This is a genomic window from Bacillus sp. FSL R9-9834 (assembly GCF_038006905.1).
In the GTDB taxonomy this organism is placed as follows: domain Bacteria; phylum Bacillota; class Bacilli; order Bacillales; family Bacillaceae_G; genus Bacillus_A; species Bacillus_A pacificus.
This window is the reverse complement of record NZ_JBBOWD010000004.1, coordinates 13,964-28,843: the sequence shown is the minus strand read 5'-3', so window position 1 is coordinate 28,843 and position 14,880 is coordinate 13,964. Positions and strand designations below refer to the sequence as shown.

Annotated in this window: 23 protein-coding genes; all 23 read left to right on the top strand. The window is 37.7% G+C overall.

The features are described from left to right. Positions 1–63: 63 nt before the first annotated feature. The 23 genes from MKY00_RS29865 to MKY00_RS29755 all read left to right on the top strand — a co-directional run bounded on the left by MKY00_RS29865 (position 64) and on the right by MKY00_RS29755 (position 14,877). Positions 64–819, top strand: coding sequence for a DNA cytosine methyltransferase (locus MKY00_RS29865; RefSeq protein WP_016718365.1), 756 nt, complete (start codon positions 64–66; stop codon positions 817–819). Between the two features lie 33 nt (positions 820–852). Continuing rightward, positions 853–1,116 (top strand): hypothetical protein, encoded by a 264-nt coding sequence (locus tag MKY00_RS29860; RefSeq protein WP_016718364.1) that lies wholly within the window; start codon positions 853–855, stop codon positions 1,114–1,116. A gap of 97 nt (positions 1,117–1,213) precedes the next feature. Next, positions 1,214–1,525, top strand: a complete 312-nt coding sequence (locus MKY00_RS29855; RefSeq protein ID WP_061182770.1) for a hypothetical protein — start codon at positions 1,214–1,216, stop codon at positions 1,523–1,525. A gap of 210 nt (positions 1,526–1,735) precedes the next feature. Then, the gene (locus MKY00_RS29850; protein WP_016718362.1) at positions 1,736–1,984 is read left to right on the top strand and encodes a helix-turn-helix transcriptional regulator; all 249 of its coding nucleotides are present in this window, start codon (positions 1,736–1,738) and stop codon (positions 1,982–1,984) included. Between the two features lie 17 nt (positions 1,985–2,001). Then, positions 2,002–2,220, top strand: coding sequence for a hypothetical protein (locus MKY00_RS29845; protein WP_016718361.1), 219 nt, complete (start codon positions 2,002–2,004; stop codon positions 2,218–2,220). A gap of 38 nt (positions 2,221–2,258) precedes the next feature. Further along, entirely contained in the window at positions 2,259–2,888 is a 630-nt protein-coding gene (locus tag MKY00_RS29840; RefSeq protein ID WP_074585888.1) for a Holliday junction resolvase RecU, read from the top strand. 138 nt (positions 2,889–3,026) lie between these two features. Next, positions 3,027–3,398 carry an ArpU family phage packaging/lysis transcriptional regulator gene (locus MKY00_RS29835; protein WP_074585887.1) on the top strand — a complete coding sequence of 124 codons (372 nt, stop codon included), beginning with the start codon at positions 3,027–3,029 and terminating at the stop codon, positions 3,396–3,398. A gap of 933 nt (positions 3,399–4,331) precedes the next feature. Then, positions 4,332–4,571 carry a hypothetical protein gene (locus tag MKY00_RS29830; protein WP_074585885.1) on the top strand — a complete coding sequence of 80 codons (240 nt, stop codon included), beginning with the start codon at positions 4,332–4,334 and terminating at the stop codon, positions 4,569–4,571. Between the two features lie 398 nt (positions 4,572–4,969). Further along, the gene (locus tag MKY00_RS29825; RefSeq protein WP_341035569.1) at positions 4,970–5,161 is read left to right on the top strand and encodes a hypothetical protein; all 192 of its coding nucleotides are present in this window, start codon (positions 4,970–4,972) and stop codon (positions 5,159–5,161) included. Positions 5,162–5,367: 206 nt separating this feature from the next. Beyond that, the gene (locus MKY00_RS29820) at positions 5,368–5,607 is read left to right on the top strand and encodes a hypothetical protein (protein WP_000525645.1); all 240 of its coding nucleotides are present in this window, start codon (positions 5,368–5,370) and stop codon (positions 5,605–5,607) included. Between the two features lie 14 nt (positions 5,608–5,621). Then, complete coding sequence (locus MKY00_RS29815; protein WP_000990090.1) at positions 5,622–5,894, top strand: Thoeris anti-defense Tad2 family protein; 273 nt, start codon at positions 5,622–5,624, stop codon at positions 5,892–5,894. Between the two features lie 285 nt (positions 5,895–6,179). Further along, positions 6,180–7,043: a phage terminase small subunit gene (terS, locus tag MKY00_RS29810; RefSeq protein ID WP_341035570.1), complete on the top strand. Its 864-nt coding sequence runs from the start codon at positions 6,180–6,182 to the stop codon at positions 7,041–7,043. Further along, positions 7,036–8,448 (top strand): DEAD/DEAH box helicase family protein, encoded by a 1,413-nt coding sequence (locus MKY00_RS29805; protein ID WP_074585899.1) that lies wholly within the window; start codon positions 7,036–7,038, stop codon positions 8,446–8,448. The genes terS and MKY00_RS29805 overlap by 8 nt, the downstream gene beginning before the upstream one ends. Positions 8,449–8,458: 10 nt before the next feature. Beyond that, positions 8,459–10,039: a phage portal protein gene (locus MKY00_RS29800; protein WP_074585898.1), complete on the top strand. Its 1,581-nt coding sequence runs from the start codon at positions 8,459–8,461 to the stop codon at positions 10,037–10,039. Then, positions 10,036–11,040, top strand: coding sequence for a minor capsid protein (locus MKY00_RS29795; protein ID WP_074544185.1), 1,005 nt, complete (start codon positions 10,036–10,038; stop codon positions 11,038–11,040). The genes MKY00_RS29800 and MKY00_RS29795 overlap by 4 nt, the downstream gene beginning before the upstream one ends. Further along, positions 11,040–11,711 (top strand): phage scaffolding protein, encoded by a 672-nt coding sequence (locus tag MKY00_RS29790; protein WP_074585897.1) that lies wholly within the window; start codon positions 11,040–11,042, stop codon positions 11,709–11,711. The genes MKY00_RS29795 and MKY00_RS29790 overlap by 1 nt, the downstream gene beginning before the upstream one ends. Before the next feature lie 13 nt (positions 11,712–11,724). Continuing rightward, positions 11,725–12,075, top strand: a complete 351-nt coding sequence (locus MKY00_RS29785) for a hypothetical protein (protein ID WP_074544187.1) — start codon at positions 11,725–11,727, stop codon at positions 12,073–12,075. A 15-nt stretch (positions 12,076–12,090) separates the two neighbouring features. Then, the gene (locus MKY00_RS29780) at positions 12,091–13,086 is read left to right on the top strand and encodes a major capsid protein (RefSeq protein ID WP_074544188.1); all 996 of its coding nucleotides are present in this window, start codon (positions 12,091–12,093) and stop codon (positions 13,084–13,086) included. Further along, complete coding sequence (locus MKY00_RS29775) at positions 13,086–13,412, top strand: hypothetical protein (RefSeq protein ID WP_074585896.1); 327 nt, start codon at positions 13,086–13,088, stop codon at positions 13,410–13,412. Before MKY00_RS29780 ends, MKY00_RS29775 begins: the two co-directional genes overlap by 1 nt. Further along, positions 13,409–13,765 (top strand): hypothetical protein, encoded by a 357-nt coding sequence (locus MKY00_RS29770; protein WP_074544190.1) that lies wholly within the window; start codon positions 13,409–13,411, stop codon positions 13,763–13,765. The genes MKY00_RS29775 and MKY00_RS29770 overlap by 4 nt, the downstream gene beginning before the upstream one ends. Then, entirely contained in the window at positions 13,762–14,238 is a 477-nt protein-coding gene (locus MKY00_RS29765) for an HK97 gp10 family phage protein (protein WP_074544191.1), read from the top strand. Before MKY00_RS29770 ends, MKY00_RS29765 begins: the two co-directional genes overlap by 4 nt. Continuing rightward, positions 14,219–14,677 carry a hypothetical protein gene (locus tag MKY00_RS29760; protein WP_074585895.1) on the top strand — a complete coding sequence of 153 codons (459 nt, stop codon included), beginning with the start codon at positions 14,219–14,221 and terminating at the stop codon, positions 14,675–14,677. The genes MKY00_RS29765 and MKY00_RS29760 overlap by 20 nt, the downstream gene beginning before the upstream one ends. A gap of 5 nt (positions 14,678–14,682) precedes the next feature. Beyond that, complete coding sequence (locus MKY00_RS29755) at positions 14,683–14,877, top strand: hypothetical protein (RefSeq protein WP_074544193.1); 195 nt, start codon at positions 14,683–14,685, stop codon at positions 14,875–14,877. Positions 14,878–14,880: the final 3 nt, after the last annotated feature.

Genomic DNA, 14,880 nt, shown 5'->3' with positions numbered 1-14,880 from the left:
GCCATAGTTAAAAAAAGGTGGATTTAAACAAAAACGCTATTTTAAAACAAAGGGGAATAGGGTATGAAAATGTTAGATCTATGTTCGGGAATTGCAGGAATAAGCATGGCAGCGGATTGGGCTGGGATTGATACAGCAGCCTTTTGCGAAATAGAAGAGTTCAATCAGAAAGTACTTAGAAAGAACTATCCTAACATTCCTATTTTCCCGGATTTATATAAACTTACGAAACAATCATTACTAGATGGAGGTGTTGACGTTGATTCAATTGGAGTTATTTCAGCAGGATATCCCTGTCAGGGAGAAAGCATGGCCGGAAAGAGAAAAGGTGCAGAAGACGAAAGATGGTTATGGCCAGAAGTCTTCCGACTCATCAGAGAACTCGGACCCACTTGGTTTGTTGGAGAAAATGTTGCTGGACACGTCACAATGGGCTTGGACACCGTGCTCTCCGACTTGGAAGAAGAAAACTACTCGACAAGGACGTTCGTATTACCGGCTGTCAGTGTCGGGGCGCCACATCAAAGATACCGGACATTTATTGTTGGCCACTCCAACGACAAGTCAAAATTACAAGCCGATCCGAGAGTTGTGCCCTTCAGAAGCAAACGGCAGCCACGGGAAAACATTGCCGGGGTCAATAGGGGAACACTTTCCAGAACATATTGGGAAGAAAATCAACCCTCAATTTGTGGAATGGATGATGGGACTGCCACAAGATTGGACGAAGATAGATTGAGGTTTCTGGGTAATGCGGTGGTGCCACAACAGATCTATCCGATATTTGAAGCGATAGCCAAGATTGAAGGTTTATTATAAAAATTTCATTTTGTAGAGAAATGAGGTGCTAGGATGAAAGGCTCTACAAAGTATCAATTATTAAAAGCTGATTTCGATCATGCTGTAAAGCAGCTTAAACAGAGGAATAAAGAAATTGGGCTTCTTAGAGCAAGTCGTGATTCATCTATACACGAATATCGCCAATTGTTTAACGAACGGATGAAACTTAAAGAGGAAATTGAGTTTTTAAAAGATGATGTTCAAATAAGGGATGAACATATTGAAAGACTCGAGAAGGAATTACAGGAATATAAAAGAGCAGCTAGCAAAGGCTAACTGCTCTACGAAAGAAACGTTAAGAAGAAAGTTCAATCATTAAGTGTTATTTATAGTATGGCCAAGATTTTGGGCTTTATTCAAGGGGGAATAAAGATTGGAAGATATAAAGTGGCATGAAGCAGAAGAGAATAATGATGGTATTAAGACAATTGCAATGATTGAACTTGATAAGAAATTAAAAGGTGTAACAATGTATGGATACAACAGGATAGTTGGTTATAACGGTATTTTAAAAGGTGAAAAAGTTTTCTATAAAGGAGAAGAATATACCGTGGTAATGGTATCGAGATTAGGGGACTTTGGTTTATCTAAAACAGGAGAATTGCCATACATTTTACGTGCTTGCCCAAAAGATGTTGTAAAAAAAATAAAAGAGCAGCTAGCAAAAGCTAACTACTCCTTTTGACAAAAGATTCCGGGCTGCCAACACTGTTAAGAAAGCAGCTTATAGATAGTATGCACAAAGTTATGCTAATTATTCAAATGAATAAAGGACAGCTAGCGGAAACTAACTGCCCAACCCTTAAAAAAAGGGAGGAATTAACGGGTATGTAAAAATTCCTCACCTATAGTGTTAACGAAATATTGAGTTTTATTCAGAAGGGACCGAAATATTGTGAGTAATTTTAACGGTGAGAAGTTAACGGAACTTCGGCATTTATTCGGAATGACTCAAGGACAAGTTGCTGAATTGTTAGAGGTTGATATTAATAAGTTGATTGAGATAGAGCGGTCAAGAATTATCCCATCGTTTAATCAAATACAAGTACTATGCAGAACATTTCATGTTAAATCAAAGTATTTTTATAGCAAATCATTTGTAACTAGTGTGGTAGATCCGAGTTATATTTCTTTTCGATACTAAAAAGGAGGTAGAGGGAAATGAGAGCAAGATATTGTGAGTATTTTATTAATTACACTTTTTATGATGAAAAAGACAAAAGTGAGTATGAGAGTAGCGCTACAATAACGATCACTAAGAAAATGAACAGAAATATGATATTTGCAATCGCCAATGATATAGAGGAAAGAAATAACGTTAAGGGCGTCATTATACGTAATTACCAATTACTTCGAGAAAAACGAGGGCGGAAAATTTAGAACAAAATAATCCTTTGAATAGAAAGCGAGGAATAACAATGGGACTAGAAAACCGTGGGATGGCATTTGAAATGCTTATCAATCTAGCGAATGAAATGTATCAAAGAGGTGGAGTGGCGCTTATAAACAAGCGTCCGACTCCTGTGAAGGTGTTGAAAAGTAAAGGTGGCCGTGTGCTAAATGGATTCTATGAAGCTAAAAGTACAGTAGACTATGACGGTGTGTATAAAGGACGAGCTATAGCCTTCGAAGCCAAATCTACAGAGAATCCTGGACGATTTGATTTAAAGAACATCGCACAGCATCAATTAGATTATCTGGAGAAAGCAGAGAAGATGGGAGCGATTTGTTTCTTCCTTATTGAATTTAGCAAGGACAAGTCAATATTCGTTGTACCACTATCGGTCATTCAATCTTATGTAAGGATGTCTCATCAACCGAAGGGCAAGAAGTCTATACCAAGAGCAGACTTCGATATTTATGGGTACCTAGTAGAACAGACGGAACGAGCGTCAGTTGATTACTTGCAATACGTTGATGAAGCTATAGCACCATCTATGTTTGATGGAATGATTCAATTTGATCAGGACCATAAGAAAGTAGCGAATAACATTGAAGCAGCGAAAGAGAAGATGGCCAACAAGAAACGCAAATTATTAAAGGCTTAATGGATAACGGAACCATGCAGAGTGGATGGTGGGGGCTACTCGCTATGCATGTTTCCCTTATTCAACAAAGAGATAGTAAAATTTCACGTACCTGATGTGAATGTAAAAAGACAAATTCAGAAATAGGGGGATTCCTTCATGGAGAAACAATTAACATTATTACCGGATATCGATGATAAGAAGGTACAAAAGGAAGTAGTAAGTGTATTAAAGGAATACAGAGCGCTCAAGATGAGATTCAGTAATGACGTGGAGCAGGAAGGAATTAGTTTATTCCCTGAGTTGCGTGATTCAAGAAATACGAGTAAATGGAAGGTCCAGCAGGTAGAAAAAGCACTTAATAATTTGTTAGATGAGGATGAGCGTAAAATCGTTGAGCGTAAGTTTTTAACTAACGAGAGAGTAAAAGATTCAGATGTTTATCATGATCTACTACTCAAGAAGACATATTTCTATGAGAAGAAGCAGAGTGCGGTTAAATTGATTGCTACAGCACTTGGAATCATCTAAAAATAGCGAACAAAACGCGGTCAAAATGCGAACTTTTTGGGGGACTAAATAAAATGACAAAAATTATAAATTATATGTACAAGCCCTTTGACAACCGCATATCGAAGAGGATTAGTACACCTATCAGTGAAACGTTCTTATGCGAGAATGTCACGGTAACGTATACCGCATAGTAGGGCGGGCAAGGCGGTAAGAATCCGCAAAAGACGAAAAGACCAATTAAAACAAATGAAGACATATTCCAGTGTGGCGAGTGTGAGATAACTCGCATTCGTCATGCTGTTTCTATTATATTTAGTATTCAACCCAGAATGCGTCCTCTGGGTTGATAGTGAATATAAGTCTATTACTCTCTGTTATTTGTTTCTGGAAATGGAATGGGGTGGTTTATTTATGATTAAATGAACATCGCGTTTATGGAAAGAAAACAAATATTAAAATAGGCTTCTTCATCAATTTGAACAGGACATATAGCGATTACTCACGAATTTTCGCTATGCAAGGAGCTTCCGCTCTTTGTTTGAGCCAATATAGACAGTCTACTGTCCTCCTTGTATATTGGTTCAAACAGGGGGCCGGAATAAACATATGCCCTCTGGATATAAATTAAAAAACCTTTATAAGAGAGTCCCTAGCTCTCGAGTCCACGGACTTAAAACGAGAAGATTCTTAGTCTTCTCCAGGTCACCGAACACAGGGCGTGTAGCCAAAACAGTTGATGCGGTGGCTTGGAGAAGGTTGAGAGTAATCTTGACCTTGAAATGATTGCGAAATTCCCCTTTCGTGAATGTTTCTCCCATCCCCTTGAAAAAGCCTGATTACTTCGAAGGCTCAAGTTCCACTTGGGTTATTAGTAGGAGTAATGGGGCTTTTTGTTTTGTAGGATATTCTTCTTTTCTGTCGAATAGATAGAATAGGAGAGGAGGGGATAATATGGAAATGGAAATCGCGTTAGAAGGTAGAGAGTTAGTAAAAAACGAAATATTAGAGCGTACAGCTAAAACTATAGTTAGTGTAAGTGAGTACAATGACGGAACTATAATTGAGTATCGTATTGAAGCTGGAGAAGTTTCTGTTAAATGTAATAAGCAATTAGTTTTACAAGGGGTACAGACCGCAAAACGGAAAAAAACCACGTTAAGCAAATTTCAACATAAAAACGAGTACTTTTAACAGCGTTAAGGAAAACTTTAGTTACCAAAAACCATAATTTTTGTAATTTATTCAATCTTGGTTAAGGTTCTTGATAGCAAAGAGGTAGTCTTTTACCAAAAGTAATTACCAAAATGATTGCCATAAACCTTTTCCAAAAGTATACGTTACACTTTTCAGCATAGATGTTTCTTTCTCCCCTTGTATTGTCCTTAAATCAGGGGAACATTAACCGAAAAATTCTTAACGTGGTTTTTTTCCGAAATGCTGGCGGTACCCCTACAAGAAGACGGAAAAACAGTAAAGATTATAGATTAAGAAAAGTGCATCCATAACGGGTGCTTTTTTCTTTGTTATATAGAAATTACACATTAAACGTGAGATTGAACAAAATGGACATTGGGTTAGGAGGATGAATGATGGATGAGTCGATGTGGAGAACTACGCCAAATAATACAATAAAGTTAAAATCGATAAAACGTCGTAAAATTGACCCAGATAAGATTCAATCTGTTCAAGACATACTAGAAATTCTAAAGAGGATACCTATGTATGTTGATGATAAGGCGGTAAAAGGGCTAGAGCATCTAATTGCGGATGACAATGATTAAACCAATAGCAATTATCGTAGGCACTGCCGTGATCGGTTTAGTGTCTTATTTGTTGTTAAGGAAAGATAAGCGCAAACGTGTTGCATTTAGGGATAAGGGGTGAGAGGAATGTACGGGTTAGGTGAAGCGGTTCTTGAAGCATTATTCTGGTTAGCTTTTCGCACCTTAGGAGTGTTCTTGATTGGATTGGGAGTAGGATGGATTATATGGGGATGAATGAACTACAAAGATACACTGCTTATAAAAACGGTGAAGAATATGATGCAAGTGAATTTGTTGGGGTTATGATTAAAACGGCTGCTTACTCAGTTGGTAAATACGGAATGAACTCTTTTGATGGTTTATTAAAACAATTGACTGATAGTGAGATAGAGATATTTGAGAAGTTAGTTATTGCTGTAGGAGATCATATTTACAAAACAAACGAACACAACGAACGAAAATAGAGGAGGAAATAATAATGATGTATGAGCGTGTAATTGAAAAAGAGTTAAGTTTTGGTGATGCGATAAATGCATTAAAGAAAGGCAAGAAAGTAACTCGTGCTATTTGGGGTGGTTATTGGTTTTTATCAAATAAACCATATCTTAATGAAACAAAGGACGAAGGATACAAGACATCATTTTATTTAGGTCCAACTATTTTTGCGGTTTTAAAAGATATGGGCGGTGTTGCTCCTGCTCAAGCGTACCAATCTGATATGTTAGCGGACGACTGGATGATTGTAGAATAAAACCGAACGAAAATATAGATAGTTAATAAGGTGAAGTTTATGCAGGAAATAACGGTGTTTAGGTGCTGAAAATGGCGTTTTTAAGCCAATGTATAAAATTATGAATACCTCTTATTCATAGGAAATCACAAAAACACTGATATCAAGGTATTTCCCATCCGTCTTATTTACATAATGCAAGTTATCGGCAGTTATTCTGTGTATATTATACATTTCCCTGCATAAATTAGTTTTCGTTATGAATTTTTTAAAATAAGATTCTTTGATTAAAATGAGGTGGTGGTCGTGGCAAAATCTAGAAGCCCGAACAGAGATAAAGCATTTGAGATTTTCAAGGAGCACAATGGAGAAATTAAAAATCGAAAGATTGCTGAGATTCTCCAAGAACCAGAAAAAACAATTTCTTCTTGGAAATCTAGAGATAAATGGGTAGCTAAATTGGATGGCTCTGATTGTAGTACTGCAAAAGAAAATGATTGTAGTACTGCAAAGAAGAAACGTAGTACTTCGCAAAAGTTATCGGCTGCTTTAAAAGGAAATCAAAATGCGGTTGGTAATCCAGGGAATCGTAACCCTAAGTATGGGAATAAAAATGCAGTAGGGCATGGTCCACCAAAAAGGAATGACAATGCTGTAACACACGGATTCTTCCGTAAACACTTCCCTGACGAGGTTGCTGACTTGGCTGCTGAGATAATGGAGAAAGACCCGATCGATATGTTATTGGAAAATATAACGATTCAATATACAGCCATTATTAGGGCGCAACGGATTATGTTCGTTGAATCAAAAGAAGAAATGATAAAGGAATTAAAAAAAATAAGAAGTGAAGTTTTCCAAGATGATAATAAAGCCATAACAACAGTACCCACTGAGGAAGAATGCGAATTTCAATTCGCGTGGGATCGTCATGCTACCTTTATGAATGCTCAATCCAGAGCGATGACAACATTGGTCAACCTTATTGAAAAATGCGATAAGCTAGCTAAAACAGAAGAACAGCAACTGCGTATTGAAAAACTTAAGAAAGAAATTGCTGCTATTAAGATTGATAGTGATACTGGCCAAAACACAGAGGATTGGAAAGAATCACTTATGAAGATAGCGGAACGTAGACGTAAAATGAAGGAAGCTGAAAAGTATGAGTAATACTTCATTTAACGAGTTTATGGAAATAATCGATGTTTATTGGGATGACCCAGTAGCGTTTGCTGAAGATATGCTTGGTTTCTATCCTGATGAATGGCAAAAGAAAGTACTTATGGATTTGGCACAGAGTCCAAAGGTAACAGTACGTTCTGGTCAAGGAGTAGGAAAAACAGGGCTTGAGTCGGTAACAGTACTTTGGTTCTTATGTTGCAGACCTAACCCTAAAGTTATTTGTACTGCTCCTACAAAGGAACAGTTATTTACTGTATTATGGGCTGAAATTGCTAAATGGTTAGAACGTAGCGAAGTAAAGAACCTGCTCAAGTGGACAAAAACAAGAGTTTACATGATTGGTAGTGAAGAACGTTGGTTTGCTACTGCAAGAACAGCGACCAAACCTGAGAATATGCAAGGTTTCCATGAAGATTACATGTTATTTGTATGTGATGAAGCTTCTGGTATTGCTGATCCAATCATGGAAGCGATTCTTGGTACGTTATCAGGTGAAGAAAATAAATTACTTTTATGTGGAAACCCGACTCGAACAAGTGGGGTTTTTTATGATTCCCATAATAAAGACCGCGATATGTACAAAGCTCATAAAGTATCCAGTATGGACTCACCTCGTACAAGTAAAGACAATATTGAAATGTTAAAACGTAAGTATAACGAGGATAGTGATGTGTATCGTGTTCGTGTATTAGGAGAATTTCCGAAAGCAGAAGCTGATGCTTTTATTCCACTTGAATATGCAGAGCAAGCAGCTGCTACACCTATTCAAATTGATAAGAGAGAACGAATACTTCATTTAGGAGTGGACGTTGCTCGTTTTGGTGATGATGAATCAGTAATCGTACCACGTATTGGTATGGTAGCGACTGAATTAAAAAGGTTCAGTAAGCAAGGTACAACGCAAACTGCTGGTGAGGTATTAAAAGCAGCAAGAGAATATATGAAGCAATATCCATTTATAAGAGAAATACACATTAAAGTCGATGCTGATGGTGTTGGTGGCGGTGTAGTAGACCGTTTAGACGAGGTTGTTTATGACGAGGGGTTGAGTCATATCAAAGTTATACCAATTCACAATGGCTCTTCTGCAAGTGATATAAGTTACGAAAATCTGAGTGCAGAATTATGGGCGAATATGCGAGAGCTATTAGAAGAAAACTTCTCAGGTTACATGAGAAATGAAGCGCCTAAACTTAGTATTCCTGATGATGAAAAGCTTATTTCACAATTAACAACTCGTAAGTATCGGATTTCATCGAGAGGCAAGATTGCTCTTGAGAAAAAAGAAGATATGAAGAAACGCGGCTTGCAATCACCTGACCGTGCTGATGCAGTTATACTGGCATTTGCAAATGTTGAGCCAGCATTTGAATCATTTGAACGTGTATTCTAGGAGGTGCGCTATGTTTGAACGCTTAAAAGAGTGGTTCCGCACCCTTTTTAAACAAAAAGGAGGTGTGAATGTGAAAGAGAGTTATACAGAACTGTTAATGAAAGATAAGTGGGAACCTTTGAATGATATTTTAAAAGAGCACGACAAGATATTATTAGATATTGAAAAAAGACAAAATATATTTGATGGTGATTTTGAAATATTAAAGCGTCCTAAGAAGCGCGATGACGATCCGAACCATCGAATTGTAGTCAATTACTCGAAGCTTATTTGCGGTATGCCAGCTTCATATATGTTAGGTAAACCAGTAAGTTATGATGTTCCTGATACTGTAATTGATAAGGGAGTAAATAAAGAAGTAGTTGAAGAATTTAGGGAACAATTAAAGCATGTATTAGAAGAGAATGAGGACCATGCAGTTGATTATTTGAATACGAAACGTGGATTGATTGCAGGTGCTGCGACAGTCCTTTTTTATTTTGATGAGTTTGGTGAGATTAAATACAAATCATATCCAATAAATGAATGCTTCCCTGTATTCGATTATAAGGGTGATATGCTTGCTGCTATTCATCGTTATAAGGATAGAGTAGGAGATGAGGAAGTTGAGTATGTAGAAGTATATGATGCGGCAACAGTTACTTATTTAGTGCATGAGAATGGTTCATTTGTAATGGATAAACGTTACACTACAAATCCAGTAATTCATTCTATACCTGTTGTACCCGCTGCGTATTTTCAAAATGGAGAATTCGCTAAACCACGGGGTGGAAAGATTCAGTATGGCCCAAGTAATTTATCTGATGATGTCATTTCGCAACTTGAAGAATTAGCACGTTTAGTATCGGATAATTCAAATCGATTAGATGTGTTCTGCGATCCATATCTAGCATTCATAGGAGAATATCCTGACAAAGATAAAATGTTAGAAATGAGAAAAAGCAGAGGTATCGGTATTAAAGGGAAACCAGGAGTAAATGTAGATGTTAAGTATTTAATTGCTGATATGAAGAACGAACCGATTGAATGGCAAGCGAAAACTATCATTGATTCAATCTTTGAAACTTCTCAACTACCTAAAATATATAAGCAGGAAGCACTTGGCGATTTATCAGGTGTAGCAATTGAGCAGTTATACGCTCCACTTGATTTGCAAGTGAATGAGAAGGAAATATATCTGCTGCGATATATCAGACGTAAGTTCATGATTATCACTTTAATGCTAAATGCACAGAAATTAATAGATGGTGGCAATGATAATCCGGCAGAAGCGTTAAAAGAAACGTTGAATCCACGTAATGAGAATAACGATTTATATAATCATAAGTGGATTTGGTGGGAAATCCATCGCAATAAACCACAAAATGTGAAAGAGCTTGTAGAAATGATTATGAAGATCGGTAATGTGGAATTATCTGAGTTCACTCTGCTTCAGCTGCTTCCGTTTGTAGAAGATGTACAAGAGGAATTAAAACGAAAAGAAAAAGAAGCAGCAGAGAAACAAGAAGTGGATTTAACTAACATACAGGGTCACATCGCAAACCGTGATAAACGTATGCAGAAGAGCGATAAAACGGATGATGAGCTATGAATCATGAAGAACTGAAAAAGCTTCAGGAAATGGCAATAGAGCAACAAAAGAAGCTAATTAAGTTTAAAGATGAGCGTATTCGCGTACTGCTTGAAGTGTATGCAGAGTTTTTGCAAGACATAAATAAAGAGCTTTCTTATTTATATACACGTACAAGCTTAGGAGCACCAGAAGATAAATGGGATTGGGACGAAATCAGAAGAGGGAAAGATTTAGAAGCAATCCTAAGGCAGATGGAAGGAAGCATAGAGCGAATTGGTCAAGAAGCTATAGCGACTACATCTACATCAATTAAAACAGTTGCGAAAGTAGATTATGCATTTGCTTCTTATATAGCTGCCGCTCATATTGAAGGTTATATTGTTGTGCCACCAGTTATTCCGCAAAGAGCAATAAAAAAGCTCTTAAATAAGGACTGGGGAAATGGTCATTTCTCTGATAACTTATGGGGTAAAACAAAAAACTTTCAAGAGGAACTTCGAGTGACGTTGCTTAATTCGATGCAACGTGGTGAGGGTTTTCGTAAAACTGCCGCTAAATTGCAGAAGAGAATTGGACAAGAAGCATATAAGAGTGAAAGACTTGTTAGAACTGAAATTATATCAGCTAGTAATGCAGCGAAGAAGGAATATATGTATGACTTTGATGAACGCTGCGACGAATTAAATATGAGCTTACTCGCTGGTGTTAGAGTACTAGAAACGTTAGATAATCGAACGTGCCCAATTTGTCGTGCTATCGATGGTCAAGAGTTCACAGTCGCAGAATCGAAAAATATCGCAGAAATAGCCCATCCAAATTGCCGTAGAACATTTGTATCTGTCATTAAAGGCTTCGATAATTCAAATCGTCAACGTGCAGCAAGGAACCTTGAAACAGGAAAAACGTATCGTACTGATGCGAAGACCTTTGAAGAGTACGCAAAAGAGCAAAATGTAAGTACTGCTGCTGACTATCATAAGCAGTACAGAAAAGAGAAGAAACAGGAGAGTGAAGAATAGTGAAATTACATGAAAAAGTAAAACCGACATTTAGATTACGTTTAGGTAACTTCCAATACTTTTCGGACCCAAATCCGCCAGCTGATCCGCCAGCTGATCCGCCACAAGACCCACAACCAACAGATCCGCCGAATGATCCACCTGTGACATATACGCAGGAACAACTGGATACGCAGCTTTCTGATGCTAAGAAAGCTGCAGAAACGCAAGCAAAAGCGGATTTATATAAGAAATTGGGTGTGGAGTCATTTAAAGATTTACAAGATAGATTAGGTGCTGCAAAAACGAAAGAAGAAGCAGATGCAGCATTACGTACTTCAAACGAAACTCTTACTTCAGAAAACAATAGTTTGAAGACAGAACTTGCATTTGTAAAAGCTGCTACATCATATAAACCACATGATGCAGATATTCTTTTTGCTACAGTAAAGCCGTTATTACAAGCTGATCCAGATAGTGGCGAGATTACGAATATGAAAGAAGTACTAGAACAAGTGAAAACAGATAAACCATTCTTATTTATGAGTGAGGAAGCAGCGCCAGGTGGTCAAGGAGGTGGTGGGCAACAAAGACCAGGAAGTACTGCACCAGGTGGTGGAAATCCTCCTGCATCGAAAACAGACTACGATAAAGGTGCAGAATTAGCGAAGAGACGTAGTCAAAAAAATTAAGGAGTGAAGCAAATTGAATCTATATCCTCGAAGTGAAACGATTGTAGCAGGAAAAGAAATTTTACGTGATATTGTTGGTGCTAAAAAGATTACAGTTACATTAGATCACACTGCATTTACACCAGGTGTTATTCCTGCTGGTACATCATTAATCTTTGATGCAACATCAAAGAAAACGCGTCCTTTTGATAAAACAACGGATGCAGAAGCTACAGGTCAAGTCTCGCTATTGTTACGTGATATCCGTATTGGAGAGAACGATGTGCAAGGAGTAGGGCTTGTAGGCGGCTATGTAAATGAAGCGAAATGCCCTGCAATTACAGCAGAGTTTAAAGCAAAAGCAAAAATGCTTGATATTCGATAAGGAGAGTGAAACTGAATGGGAACATTTTTACAATTAGATGAATTCAAACGAGAAACATTAATTGGTTATGTTGAAGCATTAGAAATTCCATTTACCTCAACAACACTGAAATTTTTACCACGTGATAAGCAAATCTTCTCGTTAGATTTCGGAATGGATATCTTCGAAAAACATAACGTAGTAGCAGCAAACTTAAATGAATTTGGCACTCCTGCTCCATTGCGTGATAAACAAGGACTAGCACGAGTATTTGGTGAAGTTGCTAAAATGAACCATAAATACCGCTTTGACGAAAGAGATGCATTAACAATTATGAATCCTCGTCATGATAAAGAGCGTCAACAAATAATTGATAAAGCCCTTGATCATATCGACAATCTTAAAATGGGTGTTGAAGAAACAGAAGAGTACCTACGTACATCCATTTTGTATAAAGGTAAAATTGATTACAATATTGATGGATTTACAATTGAACTACCATTTAATGTTCCAAAAGCAGTGAAAGTATCAACAAAATGGAGTGACCATGAAAATTCTAATCCAGTTAAGGATTTAATCGATATGATGGAGAAATTCAAAAAGGCGAATGCTGGACGTTTACCACAAGAACTCCATATGTCCTATACTTCTTACTTTGATATGTTGCAGTCTAAGGCGATTGTCGCTCAAATTAAAGGAATTGCAGGTGGTGTAGTAACACCGGATGAATTAGCAGTATACCTAAAAAACTGGAAAATCCCACCGATTGTAATGAATGATTTAGAAATCACGTTTGAAAATGGAAAGACAGAACGTTACTTACCTGAAAATCGTATTGTCTTCTTAGGTATTGATGGTAAGAAGTCGCTTGGTTCTACTGTAGAAGGTCCTACGAAAGCGAAAAAAGGACAACCAGGCGTTTACGTGAAAACATGGGAAGAAGATAATACAGGTGATGAATTCGTTGAAATCGGTAAAGCTGCATTCCCTGAGTTAAACTATCCATCAGGCGTAATGCAAATCGATGTGTGATGAAGAGCTTAATTACAGCAGATGAAGCGAAAAGCTTATTTGCTGAACTAAATAACGTGAATGATCTGGAAGCCGCACTATTACGAGCTTCTATTTTTGTGTGCTCAAAGGTAAAAAAAATAGATGAGCAAGTCCCTGATGATATCAAACTTGCTGTCTGTTATCTTGTGAAAGACGAGAAAGAGCCGCAGCAGGTGAAAAGTATTGAGCGTTCTGATTATAAAGAAACATTCGCTGATAAAGGTACATCCTATCGTGACCTTGCAATGGATTTACTTGAGCCATACATGCAAACAGGGAACGAATCAGGGGTGTTTTTCTTTTGAGTAGATATGAATCGATACTATTTCACCGAATGACTGTTTCTCGTATTTCTTCTGATGAGAGTGAGTACGACAGTAAGCAAGACTTAAAAGAAGTCGCTACTGATCTTCCCTGCGCCCTCGTTAAGAAAAACCAAAGCAAAGTGAATGAAGTACTAGGCAGAGTCGAAATTGACAACGTCGTCTTCATTCACACGCTTTACCCTGGTGTAAAAGCAGGAGACACAATTGATGTATACGACCCGAAGACAAAATATTTTTTAGGCCGTTATATCGCTTCACAACCATATCCGGTATTTGACCGAGAAGGCATTCATCATTTTGAGATTGACCTAAAGGGGGATGTTACGGTATGAGTGGAGATTTTGAAGGTGGCTTTACCTTAGATGGGTTTGATCAGTGGATGTTGCAAATGATAAGCGTAATAAACCGTGAACTTCCTAAGTTACTTGAAGTATGGGCAGAGGCATTAGCTCTTCAACTTATGACGATGGTTGCTGAGAAAACGCCAGTTGACCAAGGGGCACTAAGAAACTCTTTCTTATCTGCTGGAGCGGGTGTGGATGGTGATGGTGCCGTCTGTTTAAAGGTTGGCATGGGAAACGGCATTGAAATTGTGGTTGGTTCGAACTTAGAATACGCTGAGTACGTTGAAGCAGGTCACAGGACAAGAAATAGTGGAATGAGCCGAGAAGCTGCAAAAAAAGCAGGTAAATGGGTAGAAGGCGCTCATATGTTAGAAGACTCTTGGCATGAATTCGAGCCAGAAGCATTACGCTGGCTTGAGGACAGAGTGGGAGAGGTTATGAATGAACTTGGTTTCATCTGATTTAAAAGCGGTATTGAAATTTCTTCAAGATACAACTGATATAAAAGGATACACAACAAGAAGGAGGCAGGAATCAGATCCTCCTTTTTTTTATCTTAAATCACCAGTCGGTAAGCCGACTAAGGATTCATCTGGATTCTTCAAATATCGGCCGTTGATTCATGGAACCTTATTTTTAGATAAAGAGAAACAGCCGGAATCTGTAGCAATGCTTTTCGAAACGAATATCCAAAAAGCGTTGCTACTTTGTTGTTTTGATATTCCTTTAGTTGACGATAAATATATTCCCTGTGGGGGTCGGTTAGAGGATGTACAGTTCGAAATGAAACAAGTTGATGTTGATGTATGGACTTTCACTGTTAAAGGTGAGAGATTTTTGAGTTTAGATGAAGAGGTTCAGCCGTTACGTAAGGTCCACAATAGTATTAACGTGAGGTGATAGATATGGCCAGAAGTGAAAAGGTAGAAAACGTTAAATCAGCACCTGTTTATCCAGTAGCTGAAATAGTTGAACAAGCTAGTGAATTGTTCAATGTTCCAAATTATATAGCAACTGCAGCGTTACAAGATATTCAAGAAATAGACATAGCCACTGCAGAAAAAAAGATAAAAGCACTATTAAAGAAAGAGGTGGAATAGTAA

Excerpts from the sequence above, each read along its gene's own strand:
- MKY00_RS29865 (WP_016718365.1), top strand. The coding sequence starts at position 64 with ATGAAAATGTTAGATCTATGTTCGGGAATTGCAGGAATAAGCATGGCA.
- MKY00_RS29860 (WP_016718364.1), top strand. The coding sequence starts at position 853 with ATGAAAGGCTCTACAAAGTATCAATTATTAAAAGCTGATTTCGATCAT.
- MKY00_RS29845 (WP_016718361.1), top strand. The coding sequence starts at position 2,002 with ATGAGAGCAAGATATTGTGAGTATTTTATTAATTACACTTTTTATGAT.
- MKY00_RS29840 (WP_074585888.1), top strand. The coding sequence starts at position 2,259 with ATGGGACTAGAAAACCGTGGGATGGCATTTGAAATGCTTATCAATCTA.
- MKY00_RS29835 (WP_074585887.1), top strand. The coding sequence starts at position 3,027 with ATGGAGAAACAATTAACATTATTACCGGATATCGATGATAAGAAGGTA.
- MKY00_RS29830 (WP_074585885.1), top strand. The coding sequence starts at position 4,332 with ATGGAAATGGAAATCGCGTTAGAAGGTAGAGAGTTAGTAAAAAACGAA.
- MKY00_RS29825 (WP_341035569.1), top strand. The coding sequence starts at position 4,970 with ATGGATGAGTCGATGTGGAGAACTACGCCAAATAATACAATAAAGTTA.
- MKY00_RS29820 (WP_000525645.1), top strand. The coding sequence starts at position 5,368 with ATGGGGATGAATGAACTACAAAGATACACTGCTTATAAAAACGGTGAA.
- MKY00_RS29815 (WP_000990090.1), top strand. The coding sequence starts at position 5,622 with ATGATGTATGAGCGTGTAATTGAAAAAGAGTTAAGTTTTGGTGATGCG.
- MKY00_RS29805 (WP_074585899.1), top strand. The coding sequence starts at position 7,036 with ATGAGTAATACTTCATTTAACGAGTTTATGGAAATAATCGATGTTTAT.
- MKY00_RS29800 (WP_074585898.1), top strand. The coding sequence starts at position 8,459 with ATGTTTGAACGCTTAAAAGAGTGGTTCCGCACCCTTTTTAAACAAAAA.
- MKY00_RS29795 (WP_074544185.1), top strand. The coding sequence starts at position 10,036 with ATGAATCATGAAGAACTGAAAAAGCTTCAGGAAATGGCAATAGAGCAA.
- MKY00_RS29780 (WP_074544188.1), top strand. The coding sequence starts at position 12,091 with ATGGGAACATTTTTACAATTAGATGAATTCAAACGAGAAACATTAATT.
- MKY00_RS29775 (WP_074585896.1), top strand. The coding sequence starts at position 13,086 with ATGAAGAGCTTAATTACAGCAGATGAAGCGAAAAGCTTATTTGCTGAA.
- MKY00_RS29765 (WP_074544191.1), top strand. The coding sequence starts at position 13,762 with ATGAGTGGAGATTTTGAAGGTGGCTTTACCTTAGATGGGTTTGATCAG.
- MKY00_RS29760 (WP_074585895.1), top strand. The coding sequence starts at position 14,219 with ATGAACTTGGTTTCATCTGATTTAAAAGCGGTATTGAAATTTCTTCAA.
- MKY00_RS29755 (WP_074544193.1), top strand. The coding sequence starts at position 14,683 with ATGGCCAGAAGTGAAAAGGTAGAAAACGTTAAATCAGCACCTGTTTAT.